This window comes from Allomuricauda sp. NFXS6 (genome assembly GCF_040148835.1).
In the GTDB taxonomy this organism is placed as follows: Bacteria; Bacteroidota; Bacteroidia; order Flavobacteriales; family Flavobacteriaceae; genus Flagellimonas.
Genome location: NZ_JAGEMG010000016.1, coordinates 61960 through 79876, shown reverse-complemented (window position 1 = coordinate 79876; position 17917 = coordinate 61960). Strand labels below are relative to the sequence as shown.

Below are 17917 nucleotides of genomic sequence, written 5' to 3'. Positions count from 1 at the left end.
ACAGTGTCGCAAATGGTGTAATCGATGCTGTAGGTTCCGGCTGCTGTTCCCGGGACCACGCTTACGCTTCCGTCCTCGTTGATGGTGAGCTGATCTGTTGGTGTTGAGGTCAAAATGACATCGGCAAGCGTTGCCGTTTCCCCATTATAGGTATCGTTGAGCAGTACGTTGCTCTCGGGAATCTCTCCGCCATCTCCGGTTTCCGCTATATATTGATCGTCCACTGCGTCGATTATATTTCCTGCTCCCTGCATTACTTCCACAGTGACCGTAGCCGTATCACAGTTTCCTGAATCGACTGTATCGCAAATGGTGTAATCGATGCTGTACGTTCCGGCTGCTGTTCCCGGGACCACGCTTACGCTACCATCCTCGTTGATGGTGAGCTGATCTGTTGGTGTTGAGGTCAAAATGACATCGGCAAGCGTTGCCGTTTCCCCATTATAGGTATCGTTGAGCAGTACGTTGCTCTCGGGAACCACTCCGCCATCTCCGGTTTCCGCTATATATTGATCGTCCACTGCATCCAATGTATTTGCCCCAACTTCGATATAAATGGTAGCCGAAGCACAAACACTTGGGTCTGGCAAAACATTACAGACTTGATATATTATGGTTACAGTGCCATTGGACTCTGATTCAACAGGTGTATAGTTGGCAAACCCAGTCTCAGCATTAAAGGTGAGGGTTCCTAGTGCATCTCCTCCAATTCTGGAAATATTTGTGACTCCAATATTGTTGGTAGCATTATTTGGTAGATAATCATCATTCTCCAAAATATTTATGGCCACCTCTGTAAGTGCGGTTGTCGAGCCAAAATCATCATTGGCATTGGCGGCCAACGGGTCTGGATCGGTTTCATTTGGATTGCCATCACCATCACAATCGAGCTCACCCCAATCCGCTGACTGCGGTAAAGTCACGCTCTCTGGATTGTAATCGCATGGGTCCAATGGATCCGTCCCATCGTTTTTCTCGTCATCATTCGTGACCCCGTCTCCATCGCAGTCGGAACTGTTCCAAGTTGAATCGGTATCTATCGTTTGGCTGTCCAGTACAAAATCACACGGATCTTGTGGATCGGTGCCATCTTCTTCTTCATCGCCATTGGTCACTCCATCCCCATCACAATCCGCGACTAGGTAATCACCGCTTTGTGGCAAGGTCACGCTCTCTGGATTGTAATCGCATGGGTCCAATGGATCCGTCCCATCGGTTTTCTCGTCATCATTCGTGACTCCGTCTCCATCACAGTCTTCTTTTTTCCATTCCTCAGAAGGAGAACAGTCTTGGTGTTCCAGTACAAAATCACATGGGTCCAAGGGGTCGGTCCCGTCCTCTTTTTCCTTTCCATTGCTCACACCGTCACCATCACAGTCGTCTTCTTTCCATTCCTGAGATGGGGAGCAGTCCTGATGTTCCAGTACAAAATCGCATGGGTCCAAAGGGTCGGTCCCGTCCTCTTTTTCCTTTCCATTGCTCACACCGTCACCATCACAGTCGTCTTCTTTCCATTCTTGAGATGGGGAGCAGTCCTGATGTTCCAGTACAAAATCACATGGGTCCAAAGGGTCGGTCCCGTCTTCTTTTTCCTTTCCATTGCTCACACCGTCACCATCACAGTCGTCATTTTTCCATTCCTGAGATGGGGAGCAGTCCTGATGCTCCAGTACAAAATCACAAGGATCATTGGGGTCTGTTCCATCCACATTTTCTTGCGAACATGTAACCCCATCGCCATCACAATCTTCATTCGATAATTCCGCCACTAAGGGATTCCACAAATTGGCAGTATCCCAAACAGGGGTGGTTCCCTGAGCAACCTCACCAAGAACAACAGAATTATTGAAAAAAGAAGGGGTATGTAAATAGGTAGCACTAAAGGACGAATTAAGCCCAAATACCAAAATCAACACCATAAAGGTGAGTTTTTGAGCTACGTAATTCCTTAGCCTCACAAAAGTAATTTTGTCCATAAATGATTAAGTTTTGGTCAACTAATCACCATGGCATTAAGTGGTTCTCGTAATTGTAAGAAAATTGGGGCTTTCTTAGTTTGTTTTATTATCCCTGATGCTTTCGACACACCCAGATACAAATTGGTCACATAAATAACCCATTTGATTTTCACTTCCTATTTTTATCGATAAAAAGCGATTTCCTCATCATTACCTACCTCATTTGTATGTTCACAAATGGATAAAATGCCCAGTGATTATAAAACGGACGGAAATTACCTTTCTTTTTGGTTTTGGCGGTTTTAAATCCATGATTTTTTTCCAATTCTATCAACAATTCCGAATCAACCTAAAAATGAGTGACAAAAGATTTAATTCCCCTATTTTTGACGAAATTTTTGTTGATGGAATTTGAAAAGGAAATAGCGAAACGAAGAACTTTTGGCATTATCTCCCACCCTGATGCCGGAAAAACAACCTTGACCGAAAAATTACTATTGTTCGGAGGTGCCATCCAAGAAGCTGGAGCGGTAAAAAGCAATAAAATCAAAAAATCGGCCACAAGTGACTTTATGGAAATTGAACGCCAAAGAGGAATTTCGGTAGCTACTTCCGTATTGGCCTTTATTTATAAAGACAAGAAAATCAACATTCTGGATACACCCGGACACAAGGATTTTGCTGAAGACACTTTTCGCACCCTAACCGCAGTTGACAGCGTAATTGTGGTAATTGACGTTGCCAAAGGTGTGGAGGAGCAAACGGAAAAATTGGTCGAGGTTTGCCGAATGCGGAATATCCCTATGATCGTATTCATCAACAAATTAGATCGTGAGGGTAAAGATGCTTTTGACCTATTGGACGAAGTCGAGCAAAAATTAGGCTTAAAGGTCACCCCTTTGAGTTTCCCGATTGGGATGGGATACGATTTCAAGGGAATCTACAATATCTACGAAAAAAACATCAACCTTTTTAGTGGCAACAGTAAAAAGAACATCGAGGAGACCATAGCTTTTGACAATCTGGACAATCCGGAACTTGAAAAGATCATTGGTACAGATGCAGCAGTGGAACTGCGCGATAATTTGGAGCTCGTGGATGGGGTTTACCCCGATTTTGATAAGGAAGCTTATTTAAAAGGTGAGCTCCAACCCGTATTTTTTGGTTCGGCCTTGAACAATTTTGGTGTTAGAGAGCTTTTAGATTGTTTTGTGAACATAGCACCATCCCCTAGACCCAAAAAGGCTGAGGAGCGCTTGGTAAAAGCCGATGAAAAGGATTTTTCCGGTTTTGTATTCAAAATACATGCTAATATGGATCCCAAACACCGCGATCGTTTGGCCTTTGTTAAAATTGTATCGGGTACCTTTGAAAGAAACACGCCTTATTTGCACGTAAGGCAGGGTAAAAAGCTCAAATTCTCCAGTCCAAATGCCTTTTTTGCCGAGAAAAAGGAAATTGTGGATATCTCCTATCCGGGAGATATTGTTGGGCTTCATGATACTGGCAACTTTAAAATAGGGGATACTTTAACCAGTGGCGAAGAGTTGCACTATAAAGGTATTCCCAGCTTTTCACCGGAACATTTCAGGTACATCAACAATGCCGACCCTATGAAGGCCAAACAACTCTACAAAGGAATCGACCAGCTCATGGATGAAGGAGTTGCTCAGCTTTTCACTTTGGAAATGAACGGAAGAAAAGTAATTGGAACAGTCGGGGCCTTACAGTATGAGGTAATCCAATATCGATTGGAGCACGAGTACGGTGCAAAATGTACTTACGAAAACTTCCCTGTTCACAAAGCATGTTGGGTAGAGCCTGAAGATGAAAAAAACGAAGAGTTTCAAGAATTTAAACGCGTGAAGCAAAAGTTTTTGGCCACCGATAAAAAAGGACAGTTGGTGTTTTTGGCAGACTCTACATTTTCATTGCAAATGACACAACAGAAATACCCTTCGGTAAAGCTGCATTACACCTCGGAATTTGAGTAAGATTCAATATTACATAGCTCACAGTATTCTGAATATGAGCATATTGAATTTTTCATATATCTTTTTTTTGTACATTGGATAACATAACCAATTAAATAAAGATATTATGACTACTTCAGTAAAACCACCAACTTGGTTTTGGGTGGTGAGCGTAATTGCTCTTTTATGGAACTTGATCGGAGTAATGAACTATCTCAATCAAGCTTTTAACCAAGTAGCCCTTCTGGAAAGTATGGACCAAGCTCAACGGGAAGCCTTTGAAGGTATTCCTGCCTGGGCAACAGCGGCTTTCGCTATTGCGGTTTTCTCAGGAACCATTGCGAGTATAGGTCTTTTGGTACGTAAAAAGTGGGCAAGACCACTATTTATTGTTTCCTTGATAGCCGCGGTAGTTCAGTTTGTACATTGGCTGTTCATTTCCAATGCTGTAGAAGCTTTTGGACCTTCCACTTATGCCATGCCCATTGTCGTTGTTATAATTGGAGCCTATCTGATTTTCTTCTCGAAAAAAGGAATTGAAAAGGGATGGTTGAAATAGAGGAAATCTGACTACAAATCGCGATGTCGTCAACCTGAACTTGTTTCAGGTTCCCATAACATTTATCGATTGTTAGGATTAGGATGAGATTCTGAAATAAATTCAGAATGACGATTAATCAAAAATTTTTAGTCAGTTTTTTTATGCTTCGCCAGTAGGTCCAAAATTTAATGGAATTGCCGGTTGCTCGTAATCTTGAATTGTTCCGTGGGCCGCTTCAAACCTACTTACATTATCATTCAAAGCCTTTAGCAGCTTTTTGGCGTGTTGGGGGGTCAAGATAATTCTACTCTTCACCTTGGCCTTTGGCGCGCCGGGCATCAAACTAATAAAATCTACTACAAATTCGGATACGGAGTGGTTGATTATCGCCAAGTTGGAATACGTCCCTTCTGCCGTTTTCTCGTCCAACTCTATATTGATCTGCTTCTGTTTTTTCTTCTCTTCGGCCATACTGTTACTTGTATTAAAAGAAAAACCCCGGCCTAAAGGCCAGGGTTTGTTTTTATTTAGAATTTAAACTCCTCTTTCCGGGCCATGATCTCATCGTACTCCTCTTTGGACCCTACAATGATACTATCATAATCCCTCATACCGGTACCGGCTGGAATTTTATGTCCAACAATTACATTTTCCTTCAACCCTTCCAAGGTATCAATTTTACCACTAACTGCGGCTTCATTCAATACTTTGGTGGTTTCCTGGAACGATGCTGCGGAGATAAAGGACTTCGTCTGCAACGAAGCTCTTGTAATACCTTGCAAGATTGGCGTAGCGGTTGCTGCAACAGCGTCTCTCGCAGTTACCAAGGTCTTGTCCTCTCTTCTCAGAATCGAGTTCTCGTCCCTTAGCTCTCGTACAGTCAAAATCTGACCTGGTTTCAATCGTTCCGAATCGCCGGCATCCTCAACAACCTTTTTACCGAAAATTTCATCGTTTTCGTTGATAAAGTCGTCTTTGTGCACCAATTGATTCTCTAGGAAGATGGTATCTCCTGGATCTTGGATTTTAACTTTACGCATCATTTGTCTTACAACAACCTCAAAGTGCTTATCGTTGATTTTCACACCCTGTAAACGATATACTTCCTGTACTTCGTTCACCAAGTATTGTTGCACGGCTGATGGACCTTTAATGGCCAAGATGTCTTCTGGCGTAATGGAACCATCGGACAATGGCATACCTGCACGTACGTAGTCATTTTCCTGAACCAAAATTTGGTTGGACAATTTCACCAAGTACTTTTTAAGATCTCCTGTCTTGGACTCGATAATGATTTCACGGTTACCCCGCTTGATCTTACCGAAGGATACCACACCATCAATCTCGGACACAACGGCCGGATTGGATGGGTTACGAGCTTCGAAAAGTTCGGTTACCCTTGGAAGACCACCGGTAATATCCCCTGCCTTAGCAGATTTACGTGGAATTTTCACCAATGTCTTACCTTCTTTTACCTTCTCGCCGTCATCAACCATCAAATGGGAACCGACCGGCAAGTTGTAAGAACGTAATGTTTCACCTTTACCGTCTTTAAGCAATAAGGTTGGGATCAACTTCTTGTTTCTGGTCTCGGAAATTACTTTTTCCTGGAAACCTGTTTGTTCATCGATTTCAACTTGATATGTAACTCCTTGCTCAAGATTCTCATAAGCAATTTGGCCAGAGAACTCAGATACAATTACACCGTTATATGGATCCCATTCACAAATTACAGTTCCTTTGGTAATCTTCTCTCCGTTCTTAATGAACAATTGGGAACCGTAAGGAATGTTGTTTGTACTTAATGTGATTCCAGTTTTCGGGTCAACTATCTTAACTTCGGAAGTTCTGGAAATTACAATGTCAGTTTTACCACCTTCATTGTTTTGTCCTTCTACAAGCCTCAAGTCTTCTATTTCTGCAACACCATCAAACTTGGACTCCAGCTTGTTATCCTCGGAAATGTTACCTGCAATACCACCCACGTGGAAGGTACGCAACGTCAACTGTGTACCGGGCTCACCAATGGACTGTGCAGCAACAACACCTACGGCTTCACCACGTTGTACCATTTTATTGGTAGCAAGGTTTCTTCCGTAACATTTGGCACATATTCCTTGTGGAGCCTCACACGTCAATGGAGACCGTACTTCTATTTTCTCGATTGGAGCGGCTTCTACCCTTCTTACATCAACTTCATTGATTTCCTGTCCTGCTTTCAGCACAAGCTCTTCGGTCAACGGGTTGTACACATCGTGCAACGATACCCTACCCAAGATTCTTTCACCCAAGGTTTCAACAATCTCCTCGTTTTTCTTCAATGGTTCTACCTCGATACCTCTCAAGGTCTCACAATCTTCGCTATTAACGATAACGTCTTGCGACACATCAACCAAACGTCTGGTCAAGTAACCCGCATCCGCCGTTTTCAAAGCGGTATCCGCAAGACCTTTACGTGCACCGTGAGTAGAGATAAAGTATTCCAAAATCGACAATCCTTCCTTAAAGTTCGAAAGAATCGGGTTTTCGATAATCTCTCCACCACCTGCGGTAGATTTTTTAGGCTTGGCCATCAATCCACGCATACCGGTCAACTGACGAATTTGCTCTTTGGAACCCCTTGCACCGGAATCCAACATCATATATACTGAGTTGAATCCTTGTTTGTCTTCACGAATTCGTTTCATGGCCAATTCGGTCAACATGGCGTTGGTGGATGTCCAAACATCAATAACTTGGTTATATCGCTCGTTGTTGGTGATAAGACCCATGTTATAGTTCATCATAATACCATCGACCTGCTCGTTAGCCTCACCGATCATATCCTGCTTTTCTGCAGGGATGATAATATCACCCAAACTAAAGGATAGACCACCTTTAAAGGCGAAATCGTATCCCATGGCCTTGATCTTATCCAAGAATGCGGCAGTAGTCGGCACATCGGTAACGGCAAGAATGTCCCCGATAATATTTCTTAGGGCTTTCTTGTTCAATACTTGGTTGATGAATCCTGCTTGTTCTGGCACTTCCGTGTTGAACAATACACGACCTACCGTGGTTTCAATAATTTGATTGACCAATTCACCTTCCTCGTTAAAGTCTTTCGCTCTTACCTTGATTCCAGCGTTAAGTGAAACTTTTTTCTCGTTGAAAGCAATCTCTACCTCTTCAGAAGAATAGAAGGTAAGTCCTTCACCCAAAACAGGCTCTTCTTTGGTAGACTTCTTATGCTTGGTCATATAGTACAATCCCAATACCATATCCTGTGATGGTACGGTAATCGGAGAACCGTTTGCTGGGTTAAGGATGTTCTGTGAAGCCAACATCAATAATTGTGCTTCCAAAATGGCCTCTGGTCCCAATGGCAAGTGAACTGCCATCTGATCCCCATCAAAATCCGCGTTAAATGCGGTACACGCCAATGGGTGCAAACGAATCGCCTTACCTTCAATAAGTTTAGGCTGGAACGCTTGGATACCCAATCTGTGCAATGTGGGGGCACGGTTCAATAATACTGGATGTCCTTTAAGGACATTTTCAAGAATATCCCAAACTACGGGCTCTTTCTTGTCTATAATCTTTTTGGCAGATTTAACAGTCTTTACAATACCTCTTTCAATCAACTTACGGATGATGAATGGCTTATAAAGTTCGGCTGCCATATCTTTTGGCAGACCACATTCGTACAAGTTCAATTCCGGTCCAACAACAATTACGGAACGAGCGGAGTAATCCACACGTTTACCCAAAAGGTTTTGACGGAAACGACCTTGCTTACCTTTCAATGAATCTGAGAGGGACTTTAATGGTCTGTTGGATTCTGTTTTTACCGCAGATGCTTTTCTTGTATTATCAAAAAGGGAATCCACAGCTTCCTGAAGCATACGTTTTTCGTTCCTCAAAATCACCTCTGGTGCTTTGATTTCCATCAAACGCTTCAAACGGTTGTTACGGATAATCACCCTACGGTACAAATCGTTCAAATCGGAAGTTGCAAAACGGCCACCATCCAATGGTACCAACGGACGCAATTCTGGTGGAATTACCGGAATCACTTTCATGATCATCCACTCAGGGTTGTTCTCCCTGTTGTTTTGCGACTCACGCAAAGCTTCCACTACCTGAAGACGTTTCAGGGCTTCGGTTTTACGTTGCTTGGAAGTTTCTGTGTTCGCCTTGTGACGTAGTTCGTAAGACAATTGTTCCAAATCGATTCTGGACAATATCTCGATCAAACATTCGGCACCCATTTTGGCGATGAACTTGTTTGGATCGCTATCCTCCAAGTATTGGTTCTCGGTAGGAATGGATTCCAAAATGTTCAAGTATTCTTCCTCGGTCAAGAAATCCATTTTATTGATTTCCTCACCTTCTGGACCTTTGGCAATACCCGGCTGGATAACCACATACCTTTCGTAGTATATGATCATGTCCAACTTTTTGGATGGTAATCCCAAAAGGTAACCTATTTTGTTTGGCAGCGAACGGAAGTACCAGATATGCGCCACAGGAACCACAAGGTTAATGTGCCCCACACGATCTCTACGTACTTTTTTCTCCGTCACTTCAACACCACAACGATCACAAACAATCCCACGGTAACGGATTCTCTTGTATTTTCCACAGGCACATTCGTAATCCTTTACGGGACCAAAAATACGCTCGCAGAACAACCCATCACGCTCTGGTTTGTGCGTTCTGTAGTTTATGGTTTCCGGCTTCAATACCTCGCCACGGGACTCGGCCAAGATAGACTCCGGAGAGGCCAATCCTATGGATATTTTGTTGAACCTTTTTTGTGCGTTATTATCTTTTATTCTAGCCATAACAATATGGTGATGATATAGTTAATGTATATAGTATTCTATTCTTCCAATCGGATATCCAAGCCCAAACCTTTAAGTTCGTGCATCAATACGTTGAAAGATTCTGGCAACCCAGGTTCTGGCATGGTCTCACCTTTTACGATGGTCTCATAAGTCTTGGCCCTTCCGATAACATCATCCGACTTAACGGTCAATATTTCTCTTAGGGTAGATGATGCGCCGTAGGCTTCCAATGCCCAAACTTCCATCTCTCCAAAACGCTGACCACCAAACTGTGCCTTACCACCCAATGGTTGCTGAGTGATCAATGAGTATGGCCCAATAGATCTTGCGTGCATCTTGTCATCCACCATGTGACCTAGTTTCAACATGTAGATAACACCAACGGTTGCTCGTTGGTCGAAACGCTGACCTGTTCCACCGTCATAAAGGTAGGTGTGTCCAAATCTTGGCACGCCTGCTTCATCGGTAAGCTTGTTGATCTCATCCAATGAGGCTCCGTCGAAAATCGGGGTCGCATATTTTTGACCCAATTTTTGTCCGGCCCAACCCAATACGGTTTCGTAAATCTGACCAATGTTCATCCTTGATGGTACACCAAGTGGGTTCAATACAATGTCCACTGGGGTTCCGTCTTCCAAGAATGGCATATCCTCTTGACGAACGATACGGGCAACGATACCTTTGTTACCGTGACGACCTGCCATCTTATCACCTACTTTAAGCTTACGCTTTTTGGCGATATAGACTTTGGCCAACTTCATGATACCTGCAGGAAGCTCATCCCCTACTGAGATGGTAAACTTGTCCCTTCTTAGGTTACCTTGAATATCGTTCAATTTGATTTTATAGTTGTGCAACAAGTCGGCAACCAAAGCATTGGTAGCATCATCTGTTGTCCAGCTTCCTCCAACCAAGTGAGCGAAATCGTCAACGGCGTTCAACATTTTGATGGTGTATTTCTTTCCTTTTGGAAGTACTTCTTCACCCAAATCGTTGATGACGCCTTGCGATGTTTTTCCACTGATCAAACTGAACAATTTCTCGATCAATTCGTCTTTCAGTTGTTGGAACTTCACTTCGTAGTCCATCTCCAATCTGGCGATGGCCTCTTTGTCTTCGGAACGTTTTCTCTTGTCCTTGATGGAGCGGGAGAACAATTTCTTGTCGATAACCACACCTCTCAACGATGGTGAAGCTTTCAATGAAGCATCCTTAACGTCACCTGCTTTGTCACCAAAGATGGCACGCAACAGTTTTTCTTCAGGAGTTGGGTCCGATTCTCCTTTTGGAGTGATCTTACCGATCAAAATATCCCCTGGCTTCACTTCGGCACCGATACGTATCATACCGTACTCGTCCAAATCCTTGGTGGCTTCTTCTGATACGTTAGGAATATCGTTGGTCAATTCCTCTGCACCCAATTTCGTATCCCTCACTTCAAGAGAGTACTCATCAACGTGAATAGAGGTAAAGATATCCTCACGAACAACTTTTTCAGAGATTACGATCGCATCCTCAAAGTTATACCCTTTCCAAGGCATAAAGGCAACCTTCATGTTTCTACCCAAGGCCAATTCACCCTTTTCGGTAGCGTAACCTTCGCAAAGCACTTGACCTTTTTTCACTTTGTCGCCTTTTCTTACGATGGGCTTCAAGTTGATGCTGGTCCCTTGGTTTGTTTTTCTAAACTTCACCAATTGGTAAGTCTTCGAGTCATCGTCAAAGCTTACCAAGCGCTCTTCTTCGGTCCTTGTATATTTTATGGTGATTTTCTGTGAATCCACATATTCCACTACGCCATCTCCCTCGGCATTGATCAATACTCGGGAATCTGTAGCTACTTGTCTTTCCAGACCTGTACCTACAATTGGAGAATCCGGTCTCAACAACGGAACTGCTTGACGCATCATGTTCGATCCCATCAAGGCACGGTTTGCATCATCGTGCTCCAAGAAAGGAATCAAGGATGCGGAAATGGATGCAATTTGGTTCGGTGCAACATCTGTGTACTTCACCTCTGTTGGATCCACAACCGGGAAATCGCCTTCTTCACGGGCAATTACCTTTTCTCTTTCAATAGTACCATCTTCTGCCAATGGAATGTTGGCTTGGGCAATCTTCATTCCTTCTTCTTCCTCTGCACTTAGGTACATGTGGTTTTTAGTGTCCACTTTACCATTCTCTACTTTACGGTAAGGAGTTTCCAAGAAGCCCATATTGTTCACCTTGGCAAATACGGACAAGGAAGAAATCAAACCAATGTTCGGTCCTTCAGGTGTCTCGATCGGACACAATCTTCCGTAGTGTGTATAGTGAACGTCACGTACCTCGAAACCTGCTCTTTCACGGGAAAGACCACCTGGCCCCAATGCGGACAATCTTCTTTTGTGTGTAATCTCTGCCAACGGGTTGGTCTGGTCCATGAACTGGGACAACTGGTTGGTTCCGAAGAAGGAGTTAATCACGGAGGACAATGTCTTCGCGTTGATCAAATCGATCGGGGTAAACACTTCGTTGTCACGAACGTTCATACGCTCACGGATGGTACGTGCCATACGCGCCAAACCTACACCAAATTGTGAGGACAATTGCTCACCTACGGTTCTTACACGACGGTTGGACAAGTGATCAATATCATCAATCTCTGCTTTGGAGTTGATCAACTCGATCAAATACTTGATGATGGTGATGATATCTTCTTTGGTCAAAACTTGTTTGTCCATTCCGATATCCAAGCCCAACTTCTTGTTCATTCTGTAACGACCTACCTCACCTAAGTTGTAACGTTGGTCGGAGAAGAACAATTTGTCGATAATACCACGAGCTGTTTCCTCATCTGGCGGCTCGGCATTACGCAATTGTCTGTAAATGTGCTCTACCGCTTCTTTTTCGGAGTTGGTAGGGTCTTTTTGCAAGGTGTTGTGGATGATGGCGTAATCGGATTGTGCATTGTTCTCCTTGTGAAGCAAAATGGTCTTCACGTCGGCATCAATGATTTCATCGATATGCTCTTTTTCCAAAACGGTATCACGATCAAGTACAATTTCGTTACGTTCGATGGAAACCACTTCTCCTGTATCCTCGTCCACGAAATCCTCATGCCATGTATTCAACACTCTGGCAGCCAATTTACGGCCCAATACTTTTTTAAGTCCGGTCTTGGAAACTTTTACTTCTTCCGAAAGGTCGAAGATTTCCAAAATGTCCTTGTCCCTTTCAAAGCCAATGGCTCGGAACAAAGTGGTTACCGGTAATTTTTTCTTCCTATCGATATAGGCATACATCACCGAGTTGATATCGGTGGCGAATTCAATCCAAGATCCTTTGAAAGGAATTACCCTGGCCGAATACAATTTTGTTCCATTTGCGTGGAAAGACTGTCCAAAGAAAACCCCTGGAGATCTGTGCAACTGGGATACTACAACGCGTTCTGCTCCATTGATCACAAAGGTTCCACTAGGAGTCATATAAGGGATAGTTCCCAAATACACATCCTGTACGATAGTTTCGAAATCCTCGTGCTCTGGATCGGTACAGTACAATTTTAAACGTGCCTTTAAGGGTACGCTATAAGTAAGTCCACGCTCTATACATTCTTGGATGGAATATCTTGGTGGATCAATGAAGTAATCCAAAAACTCAAGTACAAACTGGTTTCTGGTATCTGTAATTGGAAAATTCTCCATGAAGGTGTTGTAGAGACCTTCGTTTCCTCTTTCGTCAGATTTAGTTTCAAGCTGGAAAAAGTCTTGGAACGATTTTATCTGAATGTCCAAGAAATCCGGGTATTCCGGTATGTTCTTAGCGGATGCGAAATTAACTCTTTCAATAGTGTTTGTGAACATCTATGGACAAATTTTGATCGTGAATACTAAGTGGGTTGGTGTACGGCTTTATACACTCCTTATATAAATAGGCTAAGGTCTAACCAAAAAATGGAAAGACCTTAACCAAGTTCTTATGGGAAAAGCGATTATTTAAGCTCAACTTCTGCTCCTGCTTCTTCCAATGATTTTTTGATACCCTCTGCCTCATCTTTGGCAACACCTTCCTTAACAGCTTTTGGTGCACTGTCAACGATTTCTTTAGCGTCTTTCAGTCCAAGACCGGTCAATTCCTTAACCAATTTTACGACTGCCAATTTAGAACCACCAGCAGCTGTAAGGATTACATCAAACTCTGATTTTTCCTCAGCAGCTTCTGCTTCACCACCACCGGCAGCACCACCAGCAACAGCTACTGCAGCAGCAGCAGGCTCAATACCATATTCTTCTTTTAAAATGTCGGCCAATTCATTTACCTCTTTTACTGTAAGGTTTACCAACTGTTCTGCAAAATCTTTTAAATCTGCCATTTTTCTATCGTTTAATAAAAATGTTTAAAAATATACTTAGTTTATTGTGCGCGAATTATTCTTTCTCAGAAAGGGTCTTAAGGATTCCTGCCAATTTGCCTCCTCCGGACTTAAGTCCAGAAATAACGTTCTTGGCCGGTGATTGCAACAATCCAATGATATCCCCGATAACTTCCTCTTTGGACTTGATGTTAACGAGTGCGTCAAGGTAGTTGTCTCCGATATAAATTGCCTCTGCTATAAAGGCACCTTTCAATACGGGTCTTTCTGATTTTTTTCTAAAGTTCTTGATAAGTTTCGCAGGTGCGTTCCCTGTTTCGGACAACATCAAAGATGTATTGCCTTTCAATACATCGGGAAGTTCACCAAATTCCTTATCAGAAGCTTCCATTGCTTTTGCAAGCAAGGTGTTCTTTACGACCGCAAGCTTAATGTTCGCCTTAAAACACGCTCTTCTTAAATTTGAGGTGTCTACAGCATTCAATCCTGATATATCCGCCAAATAAATGTTTGGATTATCAGTTAACTGTGCAGTCAAGTCTTCTATTACTGTTGCTTTTTCTTCTCTTGTCATAGTTATAAAATTGAACTACCAGTTATTGAACTGCTTTTGGATCTAATTGAATACTAGGACTCATGGTACTTGACAAGTAAATACTTCTCATGTACACACCTTTAGAAGCAGAAGGCTTCATTTTCACTAAGGTGTCTATCAACTCCCTAGCGTTTCCTGCGATTTTGTCCGCAGAGAAAGAAGCTTTTCCGATTGCAGCGTGTACAATACCTGTTTTGTCCACTTTAAAGTCAATTTTACCGGCCTTAACATCGGATACTGCTTTGGCAACATCCATTGTTACGGTTCCAGTTTTTGGATTGGGCATCAAGCCTCTAGGTCCTAAAATTCTACCCAATGGCCCCAATTTACCCATTACGCTTGGCATCGTGATGATTACATCAACATCGGTCCAACCGCCTTTAATTTTCTCCAAATATTCGTCCAACCCCACAAAATCAGCGCCTGCTTCTGTAGCTTCTGCCTCTTTGTCTGGTGTCACCAATGCCAAAACTTTAACATCTTTACCAGTTCCGTGAGGAAGGGTAACAACGCCTCGCACCATTTGATTTGCTTTTCTTGGATCTACACCCAAACGAACTGCCAAATCAATGGAAGCGTCAAATTTTACATTGGTTATTTCTTTTACTAAAGCCGATGCCTCTTCCAAAGAATAGAGTTTGTTCTTATCTATCTTGGACTGGGCTTCTTTTTGCTTTTTAGTCAATTTTGCCATTTAATTACTGCTTTTTAAGATTTTAAAAAGGTCTTTGCCCGGCTATCTTCAGTCCCATTGATCTAGCGGTACCTGCAACCATACTCATTGCAGACTCCACTGTAAAAGCATTAAGGTCGACCATTTTGTCTTCCGCGATTGCTTTTACTTGATCCCATGATACTGAACCGTTTTTAACCCTGTTAGGTTCGCCAGATCCTTTTTTAATCTTAGCTGCTTCCATCAATTGAACTGCCGCAGGTGGTGTTTTTACAACAAAATCGAAAGATTTATCCTTGTAAACGGTGATAACAACCGGCAACACTTTGCCTGGTTTGTCCTGTGTACGAGCATTAAACTGCTTACAGAACTCCATGATGTTAACACCAGCAGCACCTAAGGCGGGTCCAACCGGTGGCGATGGGTTCGCAGCACCTCCCCTAACTTGTAATTTAACTACCTTATCTACTTCTTTTGCCATTGTTTCTAATTAAATTTAAAGTGTGTCAATTGGAAGCAACACAGCTTTATATATGTGTAACAGCTCTAATTAATTATTTGTATATGATTCAAGACGAATAGAATCAAGAGAAAAGACAATCCGTCTTGGTTCTTGCTTCTTTTTATCCTGACTCTAAACCTTTTCCACTTGCATATAGCTTAGCTCCAATGGTGTTTTTCTTCCGAAAATTTTCACCATCACTTCCAGCTTACGCTTTTCCTCGTTGATTTTTTCAACAGTTCCGTTAAAACCATTGAAAGGTCCATCAATTACCTTAACCGTTTCTCCTAACACAAATGGAATTGCAACATTGTCCGTATTTACGGCCAACTCGTCCACTTTCCCCAACATACGGTTTACTTCGGATTTCCTCAACGGAATTGGGTCACCGCCTTTTACTTCGCCCAAGAAGCCAATTACATTGGTTATGGAACGAATGATGTGCACCATTTCTCCACCTAGATTGGCCTTTATCATGATATATCCGGGAAAGTACACACGTTCTTTGTTGATTTTCTTTCCGTTTCTGATCTGAACAACTTTCTCGGTAGGCACCAGAACTTCTTCAAGATAGTCGCCAAAACCTGCACGCTCCACCTCGCTTTCAATATAGCCCTTGATCTTGTTCTCCTGACCACTGACCGCTCTAACCACATACCATTTTTTCTCCAGAACCTCAGACATATCGACCGTTCTTTATCCTATTAATTTTTCAAAATACAACGTGATCAAATTACTGAACAAGGAATCCACACCCCATGTTGCCAGTGCAAACAAGATGGAAAACACAGCTACAATGACCATAAGATTGGAAGCTTTTCCTCTCTCCAACCAAGTTACATTGTTTTTTAGCTCTTCGAATGATTCCTTTATGTAAGTGACCATAGTTATAATGTATTTTATCTGTACTGGAGGAGAGACTTCCCTCGACTGCGCTCGGAACAAACCTGTCTGCCGGCAGGCAGGCTTCTCGTCTCACTTCACTTATACTTTCCCTTTAATTGCACGGGAGGAGAGACTCGAACTCCCGACACCTGGTTTTGGAGACCAGTGCTCTACCAACTGAGCTACACCCGTTTATAATTACACTGAAAGGTATCCCGAGAAAATCGGAACACCCTTGAGTGTAATTGTATTATAAATTGAATCTTAATCTAGAATCTCAGTAACCTGTCCGGCACCAACTGTTCTACCACCCTCACGGATAGCAAAACGTAGACCCACGTTACAAGCTACAGGCTGAATCAAATCCACAGTAATGGTCAAGTTATCACCTGGCATTACCATTTCAACACCGTCAGGCAAGTTAATGTTACCTGTTACGTCTGTAGTTCTCAAGTAGAACTGTGGACGGTAGTTGTTGTGGAATGGAGTGTGACGCCCACCTTCTTCTTTTTTAAGGATATAAACCTCTGCCTTAAACTTAGCGTGAGGTGTTACGGAACCTGGCTTACAGATTACCATACCTCTTTTGATATCGGTTTTCTCGATACCTCTCAAAAGAAGACCAACGTTATCACCAGCTTCACCTCTATCCAAAATCTTACGGAACATCTCAACTCCCGTAATAGTTGAAGTCAATTTTTCAGCACCCATACCGATAATATCAACCGCATCACCTGTGTTGGCAACCCCAGTTTCGATACGACCAGTGGCAACAGTACCCCTACCTGTAATGGTAAATACATCTTCGATTGGCATAAGGAAGTCTTTATCAACTTCACGCTCTGGCTCCTCGATCCACTCATCAACAGCCTTCATCAATTCCATAACAGTGTCAACCCATTTTTGCTCACCGTTCAAAGCACCAAGTGCAGAACCAGCGATAACAGGTCCGTTATCACCATCATACTCGTAGAAAGAAAGCAATTCTCTTACTTCCATTTCAACAAGCTCCAAAAGCTCTTCATCATCCACCATGTCAACTTTATTCAAGAAAACAACGATACGTGGAATACCAACCTGACGTCCCAATAGGATGTGCTCACGAGTTTGTGGCATAGGACCATCTGTAGCTGCAACAACCAAGATGGCACCGTCCATCTGAGCAGCACCAGTAACCATGTTCTTTACGTAATCCGCGTGACCAGGACAGTCAACGTGTGCGTAGTGACGGTTTTCTGTTTGGTACTCAACGTGCGAAGTGTTGATTGTAATACCTCTTTCTTTTTCCTCAGGAGCATTGTCAATTGAATCAAAGCTTCTTGTTTCAGACAAACCTGCGTTGGCCAATACAGTGGTAATAGCAGCGGTCAATGTAGTTTTTCCGTGATCCACGTGTCCAATGGTACCAATATTTAAGTGCGGTTTGGAACGATCAAAAGTTTCCTTTGCCATTTTAAATAATTTTAATCTTAGTTTATATTAGTGTACAAATCGTTTTGAGCCAATGACGGGATTTGAACCCGTGACCTCTTCCTTACCAAGGAAACGCTCTACCCCTGAGCTACACCGGCCTATGGGTCATCAGGTTTAGAGTTTAAAGTTACAAG

Annotated in this window: 13 protein-coding genes and 2 tRNA genes; 2 read left to right on the top strand and 13 right to left on the bottom strand. The window is 42.8% G+C overall.

Annotated features, from left to right (window positions below; translation table 11 throughout):
* The coding region (locus J4E06_RS17740; protein ID WP_502877360.1) for an Ig-like domain-containing protein at positions 1-1976 on the bottom strand (1976 nt) is incomplete at its 3' end.
* Between the two features lie 386 nt (positions 1977-2362).
* Between J4E06_RS17740 and J4E06_RS17735 the strand changes: the two genes are divergently transcribed.
* Positions 2363-3952 (top strand): peptide chain release factor 3, encoded by a 1590-nt coding sequence (locus J4E06_RS17735; protein ID WP_349525328.1) that lies wholly within the window; start codon positions 2363-2365, stop codon positions 3950-3952.
* A 106-nt stretch (positions 3953-4058) separates the two neighbouring features.
* On the top strand, positions 4059-4490 hold the full coding sequence (locus tag J4E06_RS17730) for a hypothetical protein (protein ID WP_349525327.1): 432 nt from the start codon (positions 4059-4061) through the stop codon (positions 4488-4490).
* Between the two features lie 141 nt (positions 4491-4631).
* On the opposite strand, the gene J4E06_RS17725 is transcribed toward J4E06_RS17730, so the two are convergent.
* The 12 genes from J4E06_RS17725 to J4E06_RS17670 form a co-directional block, all read right to left on the bottom strand.
* Complete coding sequence (locus tag J4E06_RS17725; RefSeq protein ID WP_293168603.1) at positions 4632-4943, bottom strand: DUF3467 domain-containing protein; 312 nt, start codon at positions 4941-4943, stop codon at positions 4632-4634.
* 56 nt (positions 4944-4999) lie between these two features.
* Complete coding sequence (gene rpoC, locus J4E06_RS17720; protein ID WP_349525326.1) at positions 5000-9298, bottom strand: DNA-directed RNA polymerase subunit beta'; 4299 nt, start codon at positions 9296-9298, stop codon at positions 5000-5002.
* Between the two features lie 38 nt (positions 9299-9336).
* Complete coding sequence (gene rpoB / locus J4E06_RS17715; RefSeq protein ID WP_326278849.1) at positions 9337-13146, bottom strand: DNA-directed RNA polymerase subunit beta; 3810 nt, start codon at positions 13144-13146, stop codon at positions 9337-9339.
* A 128-nt stretch (positions 13147-13274) separates the two neighbouring features.
* The gene (rplL, locus tag J4E06_RS17710; protein ID WP_119606415.1) at positions 13275-13655 is read right to left on the bottom strand and encodes a 50S ribosomal protein L7/L12; all 381 of its coding nucleotides are present in this window, start codon (positions 13653-13655) and stop codon (positions 13275-13277) included.
* 55 nt (positions 13656-13710) lie between these two features.
* Positions 13711-14229 carry a 50S ribosomal protein L10 gene (gene rplJ / locus J4E06_RS17705; RefSeq protein WP_349525325.1) on the bottom strand — a complete coding sequence of 173 codons (519 nt, stop codon included), beginning with the start codon at positions 14227-14229 and terminating at the stop codon, positions 13711-13713.
* A gap of 22 nt (positions 14230-14251) precedes the next feature.
* A complete protein-coding gene (gene rplA, locus J4E06_RS17700; protein WP_014033481.1) occupies positions 14252-14944 on the bottom strand; it encodes a 50S ribosomal protein L1 in 693 nt (230 codons plus the stop codon).
* Between the two features lie 22 nt (positions 14945-14966).
* Positions 14967-15404: a 50S ribosomal protein L11 gene (gene rplK / locus J4E06_RS17695; RefSeq protein WP_014033480.1), complete on the bottom strand. Its 438-nt coding sequence runs from the start codon at positions 15402-15404 to the stop codon at positions 14967-14969.
* Positions 15405-15557: 153 nt separating this feature from the next.
* Positions 15558-16109 (bottom strand): transcription termination/antitermination protein NusG, encoded by a 552-nt coding sequence (gene nusG, locus J4E06_RS17690; RefSeq protein ID WP_014033479.1) that lies wholly within the window; start codon positions 16107-16109, stop codon positions 15558-15560.
* Positions 16110-16121: 12 nt separating this feature from the next.
* Positions 16122-16310 (bottom strand): preprotein translocase subunit SecE, encoded by a 189-nt coding sequence (secE, locus tag J4E06_RS17685; RefSeq protein ID WP_100817505.1) that lies wholly within the window; start codon positions 16308-16310, stop codon positions 16122-16124.
* Between the two features lie 119 nt (positions 16311-16429).
* Positions 16430-16502, bottom strand: a tRNA-Trp gene (locus J4E06_RS17680).
* 72 nt (positions 16503-16574) lie between these two features.
* The gene (gene tuf / locus J4E06_RS17675) at positions 16575-17762 is read right to left on the bottom strand and encodes an elongation factor Tu (protein WP_349525324.1); all 1188 of its coding nucleotides are present in this window, start codon (positions 17760-17762) and stop codon (positions 16575-16577) included.
* 47 nt (positions 17763-17809) lie between these two features.
* Positions 17810-17881, bottom strand: a tRNA-Thr gene (locus tag J4E06_RS17670).
* Positions 17882-17917 lie beyond the last annotated feature (36 nt).

Coding starts and splice junctions, on each gene's coding strand:
- rpoC (WP_349525326.1), bottom strand. CDS start 9,298: ATGGCTAGAATAAAAGATAATAACGCACAAAAAAGGTTCAACAAAATA.
- rpoB (WP_326278849.1), bottom strand. CDS start 13,146: ATGTTCACAAACACTATTGAAAGAGTTAATTTCGCATCCGCTAAGAAC.
- rplL (WP_119606415.1), bottom strand. CDS start 13,655: ATGGCAGATTTAAAAGATTTTGCAGAACAGTTGGTAAACCTTACAGTA.
- nusG (WP_014033479.1), bottom strand. CDS start 16,109: ATGTCTGAGGTTCTGGAGAAAAAATGGTATGTGGTTAGAGCGGTCAGT.
- rplJ (WP_349525325.1), bottom strand. CDS start 14,229: ATGACAAGAGAAGAAAAAGCAACAGTAATAGAAGACTTGACTGCACAG.
- secE (WP_100817505.1), bottom strand. CDS start 16,310: ATGGTCACTTACATAAAGGAATCATTCGAAGAGCTAAAAAACAATGTA.
- rplK (WP_014033480.1), bottom strand. CDS start 15,404: ATGGCAAAAGAAGTAGATAAGGTAGTTAAATTACAAGTTAGGGGAGGT.
- J4E06_RS17735 (WP_349525328.1), top strand. CDS start 2,363: ATGGAATTTGAAAAGGAAATAGCGAAACGAAGAACTTTTGGCATTATC.
- rplA (WP_014033481.1), bottom strand. CDS start 14,944: ATGGCAAAATTGACTAAAAAGCAAAAAGAAGCCCAGTCCAAGATAGAT.
- J4E06_RS17725 (WP_293168603.1), bottom strand. CDS start 4,943: ATGGCCGAAGAGAAGAAAAAACAGAAGCAGATCAATATAGAGTTGGAC.
- tuf (WP_349525324.1), bottom strand. CDS start 17,762: ATGGCAAAGGAAACTTTTGATCGTTCCAAACCGCACTTAAATATTGGT.
- J4E06_RS17730 (WP_349525327.1), top strand. CDS start 4,059: ATGACTACTTCAGTAAAACCACCAACTTGGTTTTGGGTGGTGAGCGTA.